The organism is Rhodophyticola porphyridii (genome assembly GCF_003688285.1).
In the GTDB taxonomy this organism is placed as follows: domain Bacteria; phylum Pseudomonadota; class Alphaproteobacteria; order Rhodobacterales; family Rhodobacteraceae; genus Rhodophyticola; species Rhodophyticola porphyridii.
Map to the genome: position 1 here is coordinate 317,016 of NZ_RCNT01000001.1, position 17,401 is coordinate 334,416.

The 17,401-nt window shown below is 62.3% G+C and carries 18 protein-coding genes and 1 tRNA gene; 3 read left to right on the plus strand and 16 right to left on the minus strand.

Annotation, left to right across the window (positions count from 1 at the left end):
* Positions 1 to 29: 29 nt before the first annotated feature.
* From D9R08_RS01590 to D9R08_RS01610, 5 genes are all read right to left on the minus strand, one after another.
* On the minus strand, positions 30 to 1,445 hold the full coding sequence (locus tag D9R08_RS01590; protein ID WP_325048850.1) for an FAD-binding oxidoreductase: 1,416 nt from the start codon (positions 1,443 to 1,445) through the stop codon (positions 30 to 32).
* A complete protein-coding gene (locus D9R08_RS01595) occupies positions 1,442 to 2,719 on the minus strand; it encodes a cytosine deaminase (RefSeq protein ID WP_121896244.1) in 1,278 nt (425 codons plus the stop codon). The genes D9R08_RS01590 and D9R08_RS01595 overlap by 4 nt, the downstream gene beginning before the upstream one ends.
* Positions 2,719 to 3,582 (minus strand): ABC transporter permease, encoded by an 864-nt coding sequence (locus tag D9R08_RS01600; protein WP_121896245.1) that lies wholly within the window; start codon positions 3,580 to 3,582, stop codon positions 2,719 to 2,721. The genes D9R08_RS01595 and D9R08_RS01600 overlap by 1 nt, the downstream gene beginning before the upstream one ends.
* A complete protein-coding gene (locus D9R08_RS01605) occupies positions 3,579 to 4,373 on the minus strand; it encodes an ABC transporter ATP-binding protein (RefSeq protein ID WP_233557153.1) in 795 nt (264 codons plus the stop codon). The genes D9R08_RS01600 and D9R08_RS01605 overlap by 4 nt, the downstream gene beginning before the upstream one ends.
* A 74-nt stretch (positions 4,374 to 4,447) precedes the next feature.
* Positions 4,448 to 5,443 (minus strand): ABC transporter substrate-binding protein, encoded by a 996-nt coding sequence (locus D9R08_RS01610; protein WP_233557155.1) that lies wholly within the window; start codon positions 5,441 to 5,443, stop codon positions 4,448 to 4,450.
* Between the two features lie 243 nt (positions 5,444 to 5,686).
* On the opposite strand from D9R08_RS01610, the gene D9R08_RS01615 reads away from it, so the two are divergent.
* Complete coding sequence (locus D9R08_RS01615; protein WP_121896246.1) at positions 5,687 to 6,082, plus strand: RidA family protein; 396 nt, start codon at positions 5,687 to 5,689, stop codon at positions 6,080 to 6,082.
* Positions 6,083 to 6,147: 65 nt separating this feature from the next.
* Positions 6,148 to 6,224, plus strand: a tRNA-Met gene (locus tag D9R08_RS01620).
* On the opposite strand, the gene D9R08_RS19595 is transcribed toward D9R08_RS01620, so the two are convergent.
* Positions 6,181 to 6,876 (minus strand): zinc ribbon domain-containing protein, encoded by a 696-nt coding sequence (locus D9R08_RS19595; RefSeq protein ID WP_199709232.1) that lies wholly within the window; start codon positions 6,874 to 6,876, stop codon positions 6,181 to 6,183. The two genes, D9R08_RS01620 and D9R08_RS19595, sit on opposite strands and share 44 nt — an antisense overlap.
* The gene (locus D9R08_RS19330; RefSeq protein WP_233557156.1) at positions 6,815 to 7,420 is read right to left on the minus strand and encodes a hypothetical protein; all 606 of its coding nucleotides are present in this window, start codon (positions 7,418 to 7,420) and stop codon (positions 6,815 to 6,817) included. The genes D9R08_RS19595 and D9R08_RS19330 overlap by 62 nt, the downstream gene beginning before the upstream one ends.
* Between D9R08_RS19330 and D9R08_RS19600 the strand changes: the two genes are divergently transcribed.
* Positions 7,357 to 7,485 carry an integrase core domain-containing protein gene (locus tag D9R08_RS19600; RefSeq protein ID WP_407690590.1) on the plus strand — a complete coding sequence of 43 codons (129 nt, stop codon included), beginning with the start codon at positions 7,357 to 7,359 and terminating at the stop codon, positions 7,483 to 7,485. The genes D9R08_RS19330 and D9R08_RS19600 overlap by 64 nt on opposite strands.
* 89 nt (positions 7,486 to 7,574) lie before the next feature.
* Here the strand turns inward: D9R08_RS19600 and D9R08_RS01635 are convergent, their stop codons facing one another.
* The 9 genes from D9R08_RS01635 to D9R08_RS01675 form a co-directional block, all read right to left on the minus strand.
* Positions 7,575 to 8,315 carry an SDR family oxidoreductase gene (locus tag D9R08_RS01635; protein ID WP_121896247.1) on the minus strand — a complete coding sequence of 247 codons (741 nt, stop codon included), beginning with the start codon at positions 8,313 to 8,315 and terminating at the stop codon, positions 7,575 to 7,577.
* Positions 8,312 to 9,166, minus strand: a complete 855-nt coding sequence (locus tag D9R08_RS01640; RefSeq protein WP_121896248.1) for a fumarylacetoacetate hydrolase family protein — start codon at positions 9,164 to 9,166, stop codon at positions 8,312 to 8,314. Before D9R08_RS01640 ends, D9R08_RS01635 begins: the two co-directional genes overlap by 4 nt.
* 13 nt (positions 9,167 to 9,179) lie before the next feature.
* Positions 9,180 to 11,552, minus strand: coding sequence for a glycoside hydrolase family 38 N-terminal domain-containing protein (locus D9R08_RS01645; RefSeq protein ID WP_121896249.1), 2,373 nt, complete (start codon positions 11,550 to 11,552; stop codon positions 9,180 to 9,182).
* A 12-nt stretch (positions 11,553 to 11,564) separates the two neighbouring features.
* Complete coding sequence (locus D9R08_RS01650; RefSeq protein ID WP_121896250.1) at positions 11,565 to 12,572, minus strand: aldose epimerase family protein; 1,008 nt, start codon at positions 12,570 to 12,572, stop codon at positions 11,565 to 11,567.
* Between the two features lie 3 nt (positions 12,573 to 12,575).
* The gene (locus tag D9R08_RS01655; protein ID WP_121896251.1) at positions 12,576 to 13,508 is read right to left on the minus strand and encodes an SMP-30/gluconolactonase/LRE family protein; all 933 of its coding nucleotides are present in this window, start codon (positions 13,506 to 13,508) and stop codon (positions 12,576 to 12,578) included.
* Entirely contained in the window at positions 13,480 to 14,217 is a 738-nt protein-coding gene (locus tag D9R08_RS01660) for a GntR family transcriptional regulator (protein WP_121896252.1), read from the minus strand. The genes D9R08_RS01655 and D9R08_RS01660 overlap by 29 nt, the downstream gene beginning before the upstream one ends.
* A 13-nt stretch (positions 14,218 to 14,230) precedes the next feature.
* Entirely contained in the window at positions 14,231 to 15,112 is an 882-nt protein-coding gene (locus tag D9R08_RS01665; RefSeq protein WP_158598907.1) for a carbohydrate ABC transporter permease, read from the minus strand.
* 12 nt (positions 15,113 to 15,124) lie between these two features.
* Positions 15,125 to 15,985 (minus strand): carbohydrate ABC transporter permease, encoded by an 861-nt coding sequence (locus D9R08_RS01670; RefSeq protein ID WP_158598908.1) that lies wholly within the window; start codon positions 15,983 to 15,985, stop codon positions 15,125 to 15,127.
* Between the two features lie 184 nt (positions 15,986 to 16,169).
* On the minus strand, positions 16,170 to 17,384 hold the full coding sequence (locus D9R08_RS01675) for an ABC transporter substrate-binding protein (protein ID WP_121896255.1): 1,215 nt from the start codon (positions 17,382 to 17,384) through the stop codon (positions 16,170 to 16,172).
* Between the last annotated feature and the right edge of the window lie 17 nt (positions 17,385 to 17,401).

Sequence of the window (17,401 nt, forward strand, 5' to 3'; positions counted from 1 at the left end):
GACCGGCGCGGCGATGGCACGCTCGTCCCTCATTCCGCTGCTTCCGCCGGTTTCGACATCGCGGGATAGGCATACATGCGGTCATACTTCCAGCCCGGGTCATCCCATGCGATCATCTTGCCGGGGTTCAGCAGGCCCTTGGGATCTGCCTCCCGCTTGAAGGCAAGCTGCCGGTCATCCACCGACTGGCGGCCGCCCTCCTCCAGCGTGTAGCGGTGGGGGTTGAAGATCATCGCACCGGCCTCTTCGTGGATGCGGATGATCTCCTCCAGCCGCGCCTCGTCTGAGAATTTCACCAGCGACAGGCCGGCGAACATCACCTTCCCGTTCTCCCGCAGGACCTCCAGATGTTGCAGGATCTCGGGCGTGAACTCATCGCGCATCCGTTCGATCAGTTCCAGATGCCGGGGGAAGGCATAGCGGACCTGCAGATAGGTTATGGCCGGGTCCACTTTCAGGGCTCTGAGTGTTGTGTGGTTCCAGCCATACTCGAAAACCGGGCCGGGTGTTTTCGGCCAGTCGGACCTGTCGGACCGATAGATGAGCCGCGCTTCCGGCCTGCGGGCCAGAAAGGTCTCGAACCCGTCCATGGAATGGGGTGCGACCATCAGGCCGATCAGGGTGTCATCGGCTTCGATATGCGGCCTGACCCGGCTGAAATAGTCGAACGGCGCCGGTGCCTCGTAAACGGACGCGAGCTTGATCAGAATGCCGTCTTCATTTGCGAGTTCCTCGGCAAAGCGCGCGGCCGCTATGAAATCCTTGGTCGCGACGAACATCTCGACCCAGTCATAAGCAGGCGCAAGCGGCATCTCGATCTCGGTGATGATCCCGTTGGTGCCATAGGCATGGCTGACCCGCGCCAGTTCCTCGCCACGAAATTCCAGAACGCGGGGTTCGGCTTCCATCGTCACCACACGCAGGCGGATGATGTTGCCGAGGTCGCGGAGGCTGCCCCAGGTGCAGGAGCCGACCCCGCCCGAGCCGCCAGCGATGAAGCCGCCAATGGTGGCGGTGGCCCAGGTGGAGCTGAACATCCGGATCTCCTGCCCGGAATGCTCCTTGCAGGCCGAGTCGAGGTCCTTCAGCAGGATGCCAGGTTCGCAGATTACGCGGCCCGGGTGGATTTCCTTCACCGCTGTCATGTGGCGCAGATGCATGACGCAGCCGCCCCGCATCGGCATCGCCTGACCGTAATTGCCGGTGCCGGCACCGCGGGTGGTGACCGGCACGTCATGGGCGTAACAGACCCGCAGGATCTCGATCACCTCGGCCTCGGTTTTCGGGTTTACCACGAAATCGGCCTCCAGATGGTCCATCCGGTCCTTCAGAACCGGTGAATACCAGAAGAAATCGCGGGATTTGGCTTTGATCGTGGCCGGGTTCTCGTCCTGTTCGATATGGGCAAGGGCGGCTTTGGCTGCGGCGGTGTTCGTGTCCATCATGTCCTCATCAGATCGTCCAGATCGGCGTAGTCGGGCAATGTGCGGTCGATCTGCCGCCCGTTGCGCAGCACGATCCGGTCCGCCTGCGGGCGGGCGAAGAGCTCGGTCCAGCTGCGGGCCTTGCAGATCACCAGATCGGCGGGCGCACCTTCGCTGAGATCCGGCGGCTCAAACCCGCAGATCGCGGCCGGCGTCACGCTGAAGGCTCCTGCCCAATCGGTGCGCGAGTGGTCCAGATGCCCGATCCGGGTCGCCTCGCGCATCACCTCCAGCATATCCATGTCGCCATAGGCATAAAAGGGATCGCGGGTGTTGTCTGACGCGAAACAGACGCGGATGCCGCGCGCCCGCATTTCATGAACCAGTGTGATGCCACGAAAGCGCGGGGTGCGGGCGGTACCCCTGGGCGCGCGATCCTGAAGATACAGATTGCACATGGGCAAGCTGACCACATCGATCCCTGCCTTTGCTACCAGATCGAGAGTGTCCCGGGCGCGCGCCTCCTCCTGCGTCGACAAGGAACAGCAATGGCCTACGACGATCCGCCGTTCGAAGCCGGTTTCCTGTGCGATCTCGGCAATATCGCGCAGTGTCTCGACCCCCGGATCCATCGTTTCATCCACATGGAAATCCACATCCAGCTCGCGCGCTGCGGCCTGACGGAAGAACCCCCGCAAGCGCTCGCGCAGATCGGCCATCGGGTAGGTGACCATACCCAGAACGCCGCCCGGCGTGGCGGCGACCAGATCGGCGGTATGACCGAAGGGGCCGCTGTCATCGGTCCATTTGTCGCAACCGATCAGACAGGCGGCCTGCAGCGTGATCCGCCCGGCCCAGTCGGCCCGTATTTCGCGGAAGACGGGCCAGGAGATGTCATCCTGAGGGGGGATCGAATCCAGATGGGTGCGGATCGCGCGGGTGCCATGGGCATAGGCCGACCGAAGGGAGAACCCGATCCGCCCGTGCAGGTCTTCGGCGGTCCAGTGGGCTGTGCTGTCGGCCCGGACCGTGTCCAGCGCGCCTGCGAAAGTCCCGTCCGGGTTCGGCGCGCGGCCCCAGATATGACCCTTGTCCAGATGGGTGTGCATGTCGACGAAAGCGGGCAACACCATCGCGCCCTGCATATCTACCGCCAGCGCTTGCGCGGGGCCGATCCTGCCCTCGACAATCGAGATATCGGTGCGGATCAGATCGCCCTCCCGGCCCAGAAGACAGCCGGGCACCGTCACATTCGACAGCGTGATCGGTCCGTTGGGAAGGGTCCGGAAATCCATTATCCCTCCCGCTTCAGGGCGCTTTCATGCCATTTGCGCAGCAAGAGGTGGGAAAAGATCGAGAGCGCGGCAAAGATGAACACTCCCATCGCCGCAACGAGCGAAAGCGCGGCGAACATCCGCGCGATATTGAGCCTGTAGCCGGCCTCCTGAATACGGAAGGCCAGACCCGATCCGATACCGCCGGTTCCTGCGACGAGTTCGGCCACTACCGCCCCGATCAGCGAGAGACCGCCCGCGATCTTCAGGCCGCCGAGGAAATAGGGCAAGGCCGATGGCAGTTGAAGATAGCGCAGCTTCTGCCAGCGGGAGGCGCCGTAGATGCGGAAGAGATCCCGCAGATTATGGTCCACGCTGTTCAGGCCGAGGGTTGTCGAACTCAAGACCGGAAAGAAGGCCACGATCCAGGCGCAGAGCAACATGCCCGCGATCTTGCTGTCCACATAGATGAAGATCAGCGGCGCGATCGACACCACGGGCGTGACCTGCAGGATCACAGCATAGGGGTAGAAGGACAGTTCCAGCATTTTGGACTGGTTGAACAGGATCGCCAGCCCCGCGCCCCCGACCACGGCCAGAAGCAGCGCCAGAAGCGTGATCCAGCCGGTCAGATAGGCCGCATCGAGCAGCATCCCCCAATCCTCGACCAGGCTCGTCCAGACCCGGCCAGGCCCCGGCAGGATGTAATGCGGAATGTCGTTGGCCGCCACGACCCAGGCCCAGCCGGCGATGGCCAGCACCATCATGACCACCGGCAGCGCCCATTTCGCGATGCCTTCGACCCGGCGGGCGCGGGCGCGCCGGGCCTCGTCCTCGTCCAGGGCCTCGGCAACGGGCAGCGGCCTGTTCTCCGCAATCGTCATGCAAGCTCCCCCATGGCTTCCTTTAGCGCTCCGGATGCGGCGCGGGTATGGGCCGCGTATTCGGCTGAAGTGCGGAACTCTTCGCCGCGGGGGTAGGGCGCATCCACCCGAAGCTCCTGCAGAACCCGGCCCGGGCGCGCGGCCATGACCACGATCCGGTCGGACAGGAAGACACTTTCGAAAACTGAATGGGTCACGAAAATGACGGTGCAGCCGATCTTGTCCTTAAGCCGCAACAGGTCGTTGTTCAGCTTGTGCCGCGTAATCTCGTCCAACGCGGCAAAGGGCTCGTCCATCAGGATCAGACGCGGGTTCGTCACCATCGCGCGGGCGATGGACACGCGCATCTTCATGCCGCCCGAAAGCTCGCGCGGATAGGCGTTGAGGAAGTTTTCCAGACCCACCAGCCGCAGCGCCTCCAGTACCTCGTCTTTCACCGTATTGTAGGTCTTGCCGCGCAACCGGTAGGGCAGCCAGACGTTTTGAGCCACCGTGGCCCATGGCATCAGCGTGGGCTCCTGAAACACCACGCCCAGATCGCCGATGCCGTGATCCCCTTCCCAGATCACCTTCCCGCGGGTGGGGTGCAGAAGATCGGAAATAATACGGAGCGCCGTCGATTTACCGCAGCCCGACGGCCCGAGAAGCGAGATGAAATCGCCCTGATTGACCACAAGGTTCATGTCCTTCAGAGCGACGACCGTGCCACCGAATACCTTGTCGACGGCTTGCATCTGCAACAGCGGCGGGCGTTCACCAAGGGGCAGGGTGGGGCGCCGAAGGGCACTCATGTGGGCGGCTCCGAAAATCAGCAAAGAGAGAGCGGTTGGGCGGGGCGCGGCCCCCGCCCGCGCGGCGAGTGGGTTTACTGGGCCGGGCGCAGATCCAGCCCGAGGCCCTGATTGACAAAGGCGGTCGTGTAGGTGGATTGCCAATCGAGCCCGGCCTCGACCACGCCTGCCTCGACCATGTCCTGATAAAAGCCGCCGACGACCTCCTCGGTCATCGCGCCGATACCAAGCTCTAGCGTGTCGCCTGAATCGACGATGCCATTGTCGATCATCATCGCTATGGCAAAGTCGATCTTGTCCTGGGTCATGTCTGGGTTGGCCTCCAGGATAAGCTCGTTCGCGGCGGCATTGTCGCCATAGAGGTAGTTGTACCAGCCCAGGATCGAGCCGTTCACGAAGCATTCCACCATCTCCGGGTGTTCATCGATCGTGGCTTGCATGGTCTCTATCGTGGTGGCGTAGCTGGAATAGCCCGCATCGGCGATCAGGAACACGTTTGGGGTGAAGCCGCCCTCCGTCTGGATCACATAGGGTTCCGACGACAGATACCCCTGCATTCCCAGCTGATCATCGGCGAGGAACGGCGCGGGGTTGAAGGTGTAGGGTTGGCGTTGCTCGACGGTGAACCCGTGCTCGGCAATCATCCACTGATAATAGGAGGCAAATCCGTTATCTCCGATCAGAAGCGTCAGGTCGCGCAGGTCTTCCCAGCTTTCGGCAACGCCCGGATGGGCCACGATCACCTGCGGATGTTTCTGGAAGATGGCCGCAACGGCGACGACGGGAATATCCTCGGCCGCGGCATTGAACGCCTGCAGCAGATCTCCGCCCATGTGGAACTGGATCCGGCCGGCCAGCAGCAGCGCGCGGTTGTTCACCTGCGGACCGCCCGAGATAATCTCCACATCCAGCCCGCATTCGGCATAGGTGCCATCGGCCACGGATTGGTAGAACCCGCCGTGTTCGGCCTGCGCCAGCCAGTTGGTGCCAAAGGTGACGGAGGTGTTTTGCGCAGCCGCGTTGCCGGCCGCGAGAGCCGCGCCGAACGCAAGACAGGATATCCGGATCATCATCGAGGTTTCTCCCCAGGTTGAAAACTGCCGCAAGCCTAGGTGGCCTGAGGGCGGAGCGAACGGGCGCCCCCCGAATTGCCCCGGCAGATGGCTGCGGATGCGCAGATCGGTGGCGTGTCCCGCGATGTTTGCATAGAAATTGAGCGTCAGGCAAAGGGATTGAGACCATTGCTGGACATTGGCCCGCACAGATCGTCTGTTGAGGGCAGAAATCGAGTCTCTCGCCGTTCGGAGGGCCCCATGCTGCGTGCTCTGACCCCTGCCGCGATCCGTCCGCCCTTTGCGGCCTATGCCCATGGCACCTATGTGCCCGCCGGAGCCGAATGGGTGCTGGCCTCAGGCCAGTTGGGCATCGCGCCCGATGAAACGGTGCCCGACGACGCAGAAGCCCAGGCCAGCATCTGCTTCGCCTCCATCGACGCTATTCTGGTCGAAGCCGGATTTTCCCGCGCCGACACCGTCCGGATCAACGCCTTCGTGACCGACCGCAGCCATATGGCCGGCTACATGGCCGCCCGAGACGCGTGGATCGCCGGGCTGGCACGCCCTCCGGCGTCGACCCTGGTGATCGTTTCCGGTTTCACCAGAGAGGAGTTCAAGGTTGAGGTCGAGGTGACCGCTGCGCGTGTGCCATGAGGTGTGCGCCCGGCGATTTTGAGGTTGACGGAACGCGTGGGCTGTCTTAGCACCGCGCACGGTCTGGCGGAGTAGCTCAGTTGGTTAGAGCAGCGGAATCATAATCCGCGTGTCGGGGGTTCAAGTCCCTCCTCCGCTACCATTGCACCCCACACTCCTTTCACGCCTTGTGGAAAGGCCTTTGGGCCGAGCAGGTGGTTGAGTCGTCCAGCGATTTCGACTTCCACTCCACCTTTGCGGTTGAGATCGCGTGAGACAGTGACAGTATCAACGAGTTCGCGCATGGCGTGAGCCGCTTCGGTGTCGCCGGACCGGACGCCCTTGGCGAGGGCGGCTTGGAGGTCTGCGAGTTGTTCCTCGTAATGTTTGAGAGTCGCCGGGTGCAGTGAGATGACTTCGGGTGGCTCCGGTGCCACTTCCAATTCTGCGCGGAGTTCTGTCTGCTCACCTTGAAGCGCCAGCATCTTGGGTTCGAGTTGCTGGATGACAACTGAACCGTCGCATATCGCGTCAACGAGCCGGGCAGTCTCACGTTCAATTGCGGCTAGCCGTTTCTCGATTCTGGTTCTCCCTTTGGCTACGTCGGCAGAGAGGCGCTTGCGCTCTTCATGGTAGGTGCGGACGTACTCAGCGATCACCTCGGGATGCCGAAGTTCGGCTCGAAGCCCGGACAGAACCGCTTCTTCGATCCGGTCTAGATAGAAGGTCTGCGCATTGGGGCAGGATCCACTTTCAGAATGTGCCGAACATCGAACGCGGACGCGACCGCTGCGATCCCGCCCATTGGTCGACATACCCGCGCCGCATGCCGCGCACCGCAGCAAGCCCGAAAGCAGATGGCGAGGACGCCGCCTGTCCGTTGGCGACGCGATGGATCGCGCCGCTTTCTTCTTTCCGGCTGGATAAGTCGGCCGGGCCGAGATAGGCGATGTCAATGCGCCCGTCCTTTTGAGCAACCTGAGCTCGCAACAGTCCGACCCGCCCGGGATTGAGCGCAGCTTTCACTGTGCCAAGCAACTCCCCATCCGGAGCAAGTACTTGTGGCTGACCCGCCATGTGCGCCATGTGATGGATCTGAACGGGCGAACCTGTGGGGGGCTGGACGCCACCCCATTCAACGTTCGCCCAGTATCGACGATCAGTCCAGACCGAGCTGTCTGCAGGAACGAAGCTCTTTGTGAACGCCAGCCACATATCCCTGGTGTCGGGCGTCGGCCATTCAGGTTGCGCGCTCCACGCGGTGACTGATTCAGAGTTCAACCATTGGCGAAGCTCTGAACCGGTCTGGAAGTTGGTGCCCGTGGAATGAGGACTACAACCAACACAGACCGCACTCATCCCTCGGAAATCTCACGCCGCAGGAATTTGCGATGAAATCGAGACTGGAAACCAAGGCCGCATGAGGCCAGAAATCACCCGACGGATTCTCCGCAAAGCTGGAGGGAGGTCGGGCCTCATGTCAGTAGCATGGGCTCTTGTGCCACAGCACGTTTCAGATAGTGATGCCCCCATCCATATTGATCGTCTGACCAGTGACAAAGCCGCTTTCTGGGGACGAAAGATACATCGCGAGCGCGGCCACCTCTTCCGGAGTTCCCAGACGACCGGTTGGTTGGCGGCTCAGGAAGAAGTTCCAAGCCTTGTCCATATTGCCAAATTTTTCTGCAAGATCTGCAACGCGCTCTCGCAGCGATGGGCTGTCCACGGTGCCAGGGCAGATTGCGTTGGCGCGGATGCCAGCGGCCAGATAATCCGCCGCAACCGATTTGGTCAGCCCGATCACGCCCGCTTTCATAGCGCCATAGGCGGCACGTCTGGGAAACCCCTTGATCGACGAACAGACCGAGGCGATGGTCACGATACTTCCGCCTGCATCTTTCATTTTGGGAATGCCTGCCCGCAATACGGTATAGCAACTGTCCAGCGTGATCCGGCTGGAGCGACGCCATTCGTCCGGGGTACATTCCTCGATCGTGCCCTGGTGAACATACCCTACGGCGTGTATGAGAATGTCGATCCGGTCCAGCCTTTCAAAGGCGGCTGCAACTTCCTTCTCGGATGTCGCGTCGAACACCGAGCACGTCGCGCCGCTCAGCGTCGAAAGTGTCTCGGAGTTTATGTCCGAGGCATGAACCTCGGCGCCCGCCGCGATCAGCGCTTCCGCACAAGCGCGGCCGATACCTTGCCCTGCCGCCGTGACCACGGCGATCTTCCCTGCCAGTTCTACGCTCATGATCGCTTCTCCGAAGCAATGACGGTCTGTTTTTGCTCGCCAAGCCCCGATACCGACAAAACCACCTCGTCACCGATGTCGAGATAGCGTTGCGGGGATTGGCCCATGCCAACCCCGGGTGGCGTGCCCGTGCATATCAGATCCCCGGGCTCCAGGAGGCAGAACTGGCTGAGATAATGCACGATCTCGGCGACCGGAAAGATCATCGTTCGTGTCGAGCCGTTCTGGAACGTCTGGCCGTTGACTGAAAGCCGCATCGCAAGATCGCCGGGATCGCCAAGCTCGTCGCGTGTGACCAGCAGCGGGCCGGCCGGACAGAAATGCGGATAGCCCTTGCCTTTGGACCACTGCCCGCCCCGCTCCAGCTGCCAGGCCCGTTCCGACACATCATTCACCACCGTGTAGCCGAACACATGATCCATTGCCGCGTCGGGCCCGATTTCCAGTGCGGCCTTGCCGATCACAACGCCAAGCTCCACTTCCCAGTCGAGCTTGGTCATGGAGGGTGATTTCAGGATCGGATCATTTGGCCCGCAGACTGTGCTGCCGGATTTGGTGAAGAGGATCGGCTCGGTGGGAACAGGCATGCCGGCCTCGGCGGCGTGATCGGAGTAATTCAGCCCTATGCACCAAACATTGCGGGGCCGGGCGAAGGGCGCGCCGATACGGGCGCCATGGATCGGCACTTCGGGCAGGTCCGACAGCGTGAGCGGCGCCATGCGGGTTTCGAGATATGGCAGAGTCTCCGGCCCGATATCGGAAACGATTTCCGAGAGATCGCGGGCAATCCCGTTTTCGTCCAGCACCGCGGGCGTTTCGGCGCCGACCGCACCAATTCGCATGAATTTCATTCCGTATCCTCCTTCACGCTCCGCTCGGCAGGGTGCCTGCGGGCATCTCTTCGGCTTCCGGCACACGCACGATCACGGGGCAGGCGCTCATTTGCTCAAGTGCCGCACCGATTGTCTTGGCATCGGCCACGCGCAGGGAGCGCAGAACAAACCTTGCTGGCGCCTGATCGGTCACGCGCACCGGGAAGTTCGTGTCCCAATGGGTGTTGATCGACCAGATCGTGCCGCCATCTGCGGTTTCCGGGGCCGTATGCGGGTTCCGCCAATGCGGCCCGCCCGGCTGGTAAAGCGGGGTGTCGAGCGGGGCGAGTGCTACACCCGAGCCGTCGCCGAAGCGAAATCCGAGACCGGATTGAAGGCATTGCCAGCGCAGGCAGGAGCTTGGGACATGGTCTGCAAGCGCATCGACCAACCCATCGCCCGTGTCGATCAGCGTGGTCTCGACGGGTTGGGCGAAGCGGAGCGGCCAGTGAACCGAATATGGCAGATCGGTCGGTTCCACACGTTGCAGCGCGGTCAACACAAATGTGCCGTCTCCCCCCTGTGGCGCGAGGCGCAGTTTGGCGAAAAACCCGCCCGGAAAGCTGATGCTCCAGTGCAGCGCGCCGGACCCGGCGTCGTCGTGGAATGAAACTTCGGGCTGCGTGTCATAGTCGAAGACCGGTTCCGGGCTCCATTGCATGGGCCGCTCCGAGCGCTCCCAATAGGGGGCCTGGAAGATATCCCGCCGGGATACGCCCGGTCGCATCCGCTCGAAGATCGGCGCAAGAAGAGGTTTTGCAGGCGCAAGCATCTCGGCCTCGTTCTCCTTGTCAAGCCAGCGCGAGAAACCGCCGGTCTGGGGGCAGATCTCGATCCTGACAAGGGGCGTTTCGATCCAGCCCGGACCGGTCTCAACCCCGGTCGTCACCACCGGTGACGGGCGCAGGAACCGCACTTCACCCGGCGCCAGTTGCGCCTGCAGACGGTGCTGCCCGTCAGGCCGAAACCGGCTTTGTGCATCGGTCCAGCCATCGGCCCCGAAGCCCGGGAAGAACGCGTCGCAGCCATAGGCCTGGGGGATCGCGATTTGCGGGCCGGCCCCGCGGTCGAACGGCACCGGCCAGTCAAGCGCCATCGGCTGGGTCGAGGGGTTGGCGACCATATACCCCTGGGCATCGGCGCTCAACTCGGGATGAGACTGCGCCGTGAAGCGCGGATCCCCTTCGACCGCATGCCCGGCCCTGCGCGCCCTTGCCAGATGCCGCGATGCCCCGGCCACCGCATGCAGGCTGGCGGCGAATGCGCCATAGGCGAAGGAGGATTTTTCGGTCCGCTGTATGGTTGCGAAAATGTTGTCCGGTGCTGTTGCCGCACTGTGCGCGCCCCAGGTGTGTTCGTTGTAAAGCGCGAGGCGTTCGATCAGTTCCTCGAACGACCCATCCTCGGGCGGGCCCAGTCTTTCGATTACGGGCAGGAGCCGTTCGGCGCTGCGGGCCGCGGCGGTTTCAAGCGGGCTTGAGGCAACACCGTCGCACCAGCTGTCCATCCACTCGCCGCTCTGGACGGGCAGGTCGGGAACCTGAGCGAGTATGTCCCCCAGTTGGTCGAGCGTCACGATCTCCATCTGCAGATCATTGCGTGCGTTCCATGTGTGTACCGCTGCTGAAAGCTCCGTCTGGGGAAAGGCGTTGTCGCCGTTCGCGGCGTTCGTGATGGTAAGAACCGAGGCGTCAAGCGGCCAGTCGGGGCTTGCCGCGTGGCGCGCCAGCATCGCGCCGAGAGTGCCTGCATCCTGTTCTTCCGGGCGCCCCAGGCGCAGGAAGTTGCCGCCCCAGCCGTAATGCTCCCCCTGATGCACGAGGATGCGCCCGCCGGTCCGGTTTTCCCAGTGCCAGAGCGATGGTTGCCTTGGCCCGAAATAGCCGCGATGCGGGTTTTGATGGGTAGACAGAAAGGCGATGCCCCGTGCGGCCAACAGGTCGTTCCAGAACCATGCAAGCCCGTTCACGTCGCACTGCATCGCCGAGCGGATTTTCACCCCGAATTCGTTCCGCAATGCATCGATATCCCGCAACGTGTGCAAGGCCAGGGTGCGGCTGACCAGAGGCGTCCAGTGATAGCGCAGCGCCCCCACGGCGATGCGCCCCGCCCGATGAAGCGCAAGGAAACGGTCGACCTGCTGCGCCGATGCGTGGCGCAGGAAATCGAGCGTCGTCGAGGTCAACTCGCAGGTCCAGCGATGTTGTGCGCCGTCGGGAAGATCGAAACTCTCCTCACAAAGCGTGATCGCCCGGTCGAGGATGTTCCGGTGATGCCGACGCACGGAAGAGATATGGTCGGTATAACCAAAATCCGTGTGGGTGTGGCTCAGCAGGTAGAGCTTGGTGATTGGTCGGTCCGCCATGAAGAACTGTCCTTAAATCCGGCCCGCGCCGATTTGGTAGCTGGTGGTGAAAACCTCGCCCTCGCTCAGCTGCAGCGCGGTCGGGATGCCGGAGCGGGCTATGGGATTGGCGGGGTTGGAGGAGATCTCGGGGCCGAGATCGAAGGCGCCGCGCAAGGGCTCGATCCCGACCGCCGTGAACTGGCCGTTCCACGGGTAGGCGCGGCGACCGCGGTTCGAAACCCAAAGCAGGACGGAGGGGAACACTGTCTGATCAAAGGCGATCCAGGCCTCATAGGCTTCGGCATGATTGCGAAGCGTTACCCTGCCCGCCACGCCGAAAAGCTGCACTAGCTCTTCGGTGTCGACAGACAGCGGCAGGCGCGACAGCGGGATTGTCCCCCGGTGTGTCGGCACCTCCTCAAGGCTCTCGAAGACGAGATCCGGTGCAACCCCTGAAACCCCGGGCTCGACCACGCCCGGAAACGTATGCCCGCCGGTCACGCCCTCGGCCACGATCTCCGCACCTCCAGGCCTGCCCGGCAGAGCAAAAACCGGGTGGAGCGCGATGGGCAGGCTCGTGGCCTTGCGGGCGGTGATCGTCAGAGAGATATCAAGCTCGGCTTTCCCCACGATGCCGCGGATCTCGCGTCTCAGCCCTGCGATGGCGTGGTCTTCGGGGTAGGCGATTTCAAGCACAACGCGTCCGGGCCCGTCTTCGACGCACTCCCAGGCGTTGTGCGATCCGTAGCCGTGGAAATCCGTGCCTGTTCCCTTTGACGGAACGCCGCGCCATCTCTCCGGCAGGTCCGGCGGGCAGTTCGGCGCGCCGAAAGGCACGCAGGGCCATTCGCCCCGGAGCCGCTTCAGAATGGGGGGCAATGCATCATGTTCCGCACTGGTATCTTCGCCCCATGGGCCAACGGCCAGGGGGCAAATAGTGTGGCCGTCGGACAGATGAAAACGCACCGGCCCAAGCATTGCGCCGACAGCCTCGACCAGCGCCGCGCCCCGATCCCAGATCAGCTCGAAGCGCGCCATATGCTATACTCCGAACAGATAGGAGGCGGGGCCGCGCACACCCGGCTCGAAGGCAAGAAGCGCCCCTTCGCAGGGGTTCGAGAGCATATCCTCGGAAAGCTGGTTGGCGGCTGTCGTTACATAGAGCGTGCTCAGATCCGGGCCGCCGAAACAGCAGGCCGTGATGTTCTCCGCAGGCATGAGGATGCGGCTGTCCACCTCGCCGGTCGGTGCGATCCTGAGCAGGCAGCGGCCGGCATACCGCGCATTCCAGAGATATCCGTCTTCGTCGATGCAGGAGCCGTCGGGATACCCGTCGGTCGTCACCGCACAATGAGGCCGGAGCGGTGCAGGTTCCACGTCATTCACCGGCCAGTCGGTGGCGAATAGGCTCTGGGCAAGCGTGTCGCCCAGATACATCCGTCCCCGCGCCACATCCCAGGCCAGGGTGTTCGTGATCCCGAAGCACGGATCGGTGACACGTTGCACCGAACGGTCCGGTCCGACCCGATAGAAAGCGCCGCTGCTCCGGTCCATCTCGCGCATCGAGCCGTCGGGGTTGAGATTGGTTTGCATCGTGCCGACCCAGAATGCGCCGTCCGGCCCCACGGACCCTTCGTTCAGGCGGTTGCCGTCGGGCTCCCCGGGCAGGGTGACGAAGGGTGTGACCGCGCCGGTGTCCATATCCACCAGCGCCACACCAGCGGCGAAAGCGACAACTGCCTGGCCCGGTGTCTGGCAGAGGCCGATCGCAGTTGGAAAATCCGGTGTCTCTAACATCCGCGTGGCGCCGGTGGCCGGTTCCAGAGCGCGGATCACACGGCCGATGATGTCGACCCAGTAAAGCCACCCGCTGCGCGCATCCCAGACCGGGCTTTCGCCGACAAGATCCCGGACGCCCGGGGCCGCTATGACGACCTCTTGCATCTCAGCTTTCCAGCGCCGGATCGACGTCATCGAACAGTTCGGGCGCCCGCGCACGGGCGCGTGTCAAGCTCTCCAGCACACGTCGGAGATGCTGCTGCATCGCCTGAACCGCGCGTGCCGTATCGCCGGCAGCGATTCCGTCGAAAATCGATCTGTGCTGCTCGACAAGCAGATCCATCACTTCTTCCATCCGAAGATCGGCCTGACGTACGCGATCAAGCTGAGCGTGAGAGCTTTCCAATGCTTCCCACACCCCGGAGACGCCGGACTTCTCGAAGATTATCCGGTGAAAACGCTGATCGGATTCGAAGAAACGGGCCCACTGTCCTGCCTTGGCATAGGTGTTCTGGACCTCCAGCTCGGTTTCCAGCGCGCTTAGCAGGCCAGCGTCGCGGGTATCGACGGCGCGCCTGACCATTTCAACCTCGACTGACTCTCGGATCAGTTGCGCCTGATGGACCATTGGCACCGAAATCCGCGTCACGACCGAGCCGCGCTGCGGATAAATCCTGACGAGGTTTTCGACAGACAGCCTGAGCAGTGCTTCGCGCACAGGTTGCCGGCTAACCTCGAAATAGTGGCACAGGTTTGCCTCGGACAGATGCGTGTCGGGTTCGATACCGCCGCGCAGGATCTCATAGCGCAGGTATTTGTAGACCTGCAGGGAAGCTGGCTGCCCGGTGCGCAGCGTGAACCCTTCGCCGGTGGTATCTGGCGCGAAATTCTTCTGTTTTTTCATGTGCCTGACCCCTTTAGCCTGAACTCACCTGAAGACCTTGCATGAAGTGCCGGCGCAGCACAAAGAACAGCAGGATCGTTGGCAGAGACGCCAATAGGGAGGCTGCCATAACGACGGTTTGGGACACGTCCGCATAGGCGCCCTGGAACACCTGCAACGTGCTCATCACCGAGCGGACTTCGACCCGTTGAGTCAGCACGGTAGAAAAGATCAGATCGTTCCAGATCCAGGTGAACTGCAACAGGAACAGCGCGATGAACGGACCCTTGCAATTGGGCAGGATGATCGAGAAGAACAGCCGAAACTCCGAACATCCATCCATCCGCGCCGCCTCGTCCATTTCGGACGACATCTGCGTAAGATAGTTGCGCATCACCAGAACCGGAAACGGGATGCAGATCGCGGTGTAGAACAGGATCATCCCGATCCGCGTGTCGAGCAGGCCGAGTTCCAGGTAGGTGAAGAACAGCGGGATGAGATACATCTGGAACGGGAAGATCGTGCCGGCGAAGATCAGCATGAACCAGAAGGTTCGCCCCGAGAATCTGTACCGTGCGAGCCCGTGGGCCGCCATGATCGCGATGAAGACCGCAACGCCGGCGCCCACGACCCCGTAAAGCAGAGAGTTCAGCACACCGAAGCCCATCCGCGCCTCCACCCAGGCATCGGTGACGTTGGCAAACAGCGGCATGATGCCCGAGGGCAGGGCGAGCGGATGCGAGGCCACATATTCGGCAGGTGATTTGAGAACCGACACGATGAGGTAATAGAAGGGCGCGAGCCAGACGATGCTCAGCACCATCATGAGGACGAAGACCCCCCTGTTTTCGCGATTGCGGCGCGCCTCGTCCCGGGCGATCACGCCATAGTCGAGGGTGGTGAGATCTACGGCCATCCTCATGCCCTCCTACTTGGTCATCCGGTCGATCCGGTCCTGCAGGATCACCTGCAGCCAGGTCACGCTCAGCACGATCACCCCAAGCACCACCGCGATGGCGGAGGCATAGGCCCAAGAGGACCGGTCGAAGGCCTCCACATACATGTAGACGGTCAGTGACAGTGTGCGTTTGCCCGGGAAATCGCGCGCCATGACCCAGATGTGGTCGAAAACCGTGAAGCCCGCGAGAACCGACAGGATCACCACCACCAGAATCGTCGGCAGCAGAAGCGGCAGCGTCACATGCCGGAAGATCTGCCACCGCGTCGCGCCTTCGACGGAGGCGGCCTCCAGCGGATCTTTCGGCACCGCCGCCAGACCAAGCAGCAGAAGCACCATCGCAAGGCCCACCGTCTGCCAGAGATAGGCTACGATGATCGAGGGTGTGACCGTGCTTTCGTTGTAGAGCCAGCCGATGGTGACAGGCTCGGCTGTAAAAAACGACAGGATCGAGTTGAGCACGCCATCCGGGGCATAGACGTAGAACCACATCACGCCGGCTGCGGTCGGGGCCAGAACACGCGGCAGAAAGAAGATGCTCTTGGCGGTTTCCTCCATTTTCTGGCCACGCAACATGACGGCGATGAAAAGGCCGATAGCGACCGGCAGGACCAGCGAAACCCCGACCCAAATGATGGTGTTGGCCATTGCCTCGGAGAAATTCGGATTGCCCAGAAGGCGTTGGTATTGAGACAGCCCGCCCCATTCATCGAAGCCGGTAAAGCGGCGCCAGCGGGTGAAGCTGATATAGACGTTGTAGGCGACCGGGTAGAGCAGGAAGAAGCTTACAAGGATTATCGCGGGCGACATGAAGCCGAGCGCAGTCCACATACTGCGGCGTCGTTCGCGGCGTTCCTGTTCAGCATAGCGCGAAAAATCGAGCTGCTGGAGGTCCGCGTCAGGCATGTTGTGTGGTGACGTCATCGGTCCGCTTTCCTGCGTCTGTCGCGGTATTTGTGGCCCCCGCCGGATGGGAGAACTCCGGCAGGGGCCGGATCAGGTCAACCTGGTCAGGTCACTGATCAGCCCAATAGTCGGCGTTGAATGCCTGCATGTTGGCCATGGCCTCAGCGGCTGTTTCCGGCGTTGGATCGAGCATGAAGCTCGACAGTTCCGCCACGATATCCCCCTGCAGGTCGGATGGTACGGCCTCCCACCAGCGCGTGATGGCCGTGTGGCCGCCGGCCTCGATGTCCGAGGAGATTTCCTGGATGATCGCGTTGGGCGCGGTCGCTGAGAGGTTGCCGGTGTAAAGGCTCTGTGCTTCGGCCCAGACATTCGCACCGTCGGTAGAGGCCCAGAACTCGTAGACCCTCCGCGCCTCGGGGTTCTCCCATGCTTCTTGTGAAATCAGGATCGGGGCCCCTTCGACGATCACGCCCGGCGCCTGGGATGGGTTGGCGTTGGGCATGATGAAGACACCGAGATCTTCACCGATGGTCATGCCGTTTTCGAGCAACGTGCCTGTTGCCCATTCCCCCATAAGATACATGGCGGCTTCGCCGCGGGCAAACTCCTCCACTTCCTCGTTCGAGCGGGGGTCCGAGAAGTAGCCGGCCTCGTACCATTCCAGCCATTGATCGAAGACCGCCTGAACTTCCGGTCCGTCATAGGGAACCGAACCGTCGTGCAGCCCGTGGTAGGCTTCGACATTCTGCCGGATCATGATTTCCGAGAACCAGATGAAGCCGCGCCATCCATCCTGAACGGTAGCATGGAACGGTGTGATACCGGCAGCATGCAAAGTTTCGGCGGCCTGTTCCAACTCGTCCCAGGTCGTGGGTTCGCTCAACCCATGCTCTTCGAACATTTCCATGTTGTAGAATACGACCCACCGCGCCAGCAGCATCGGTATCCCATAGGTCACGCCATCCACGGAAAAGAGGTCGCGCGTGCCTTCTGAAAACTCGCCAGCGGCGATGCGTTCATCCCACAGTTCACCCACATCGGCCACTTGCCCCGAGGCCACGATGTCGGCCAGGGCGTTGCCTGTCCACCATGTGAAGATATCGGGCGGGTTGTTTGCGGACATCGAGCTTTGCAGGAAGGCGCGGTATTGCTCGGTGACGTAGCCGGTATGTTCGAAGTTGCCGGCCTCGGCCATCACGTCCATGCCGTCGCGCCAGAAATCCTTGTCATGGGCCATCAAGACCTGGGCCTCAGCCGAAACGGTCATCGCCGCCGACAGGGCCAGCGCGCAAGCAGCCGTTCCCAGTTTCCAATTCTTCATCTCGTTCCTCCTCTGAT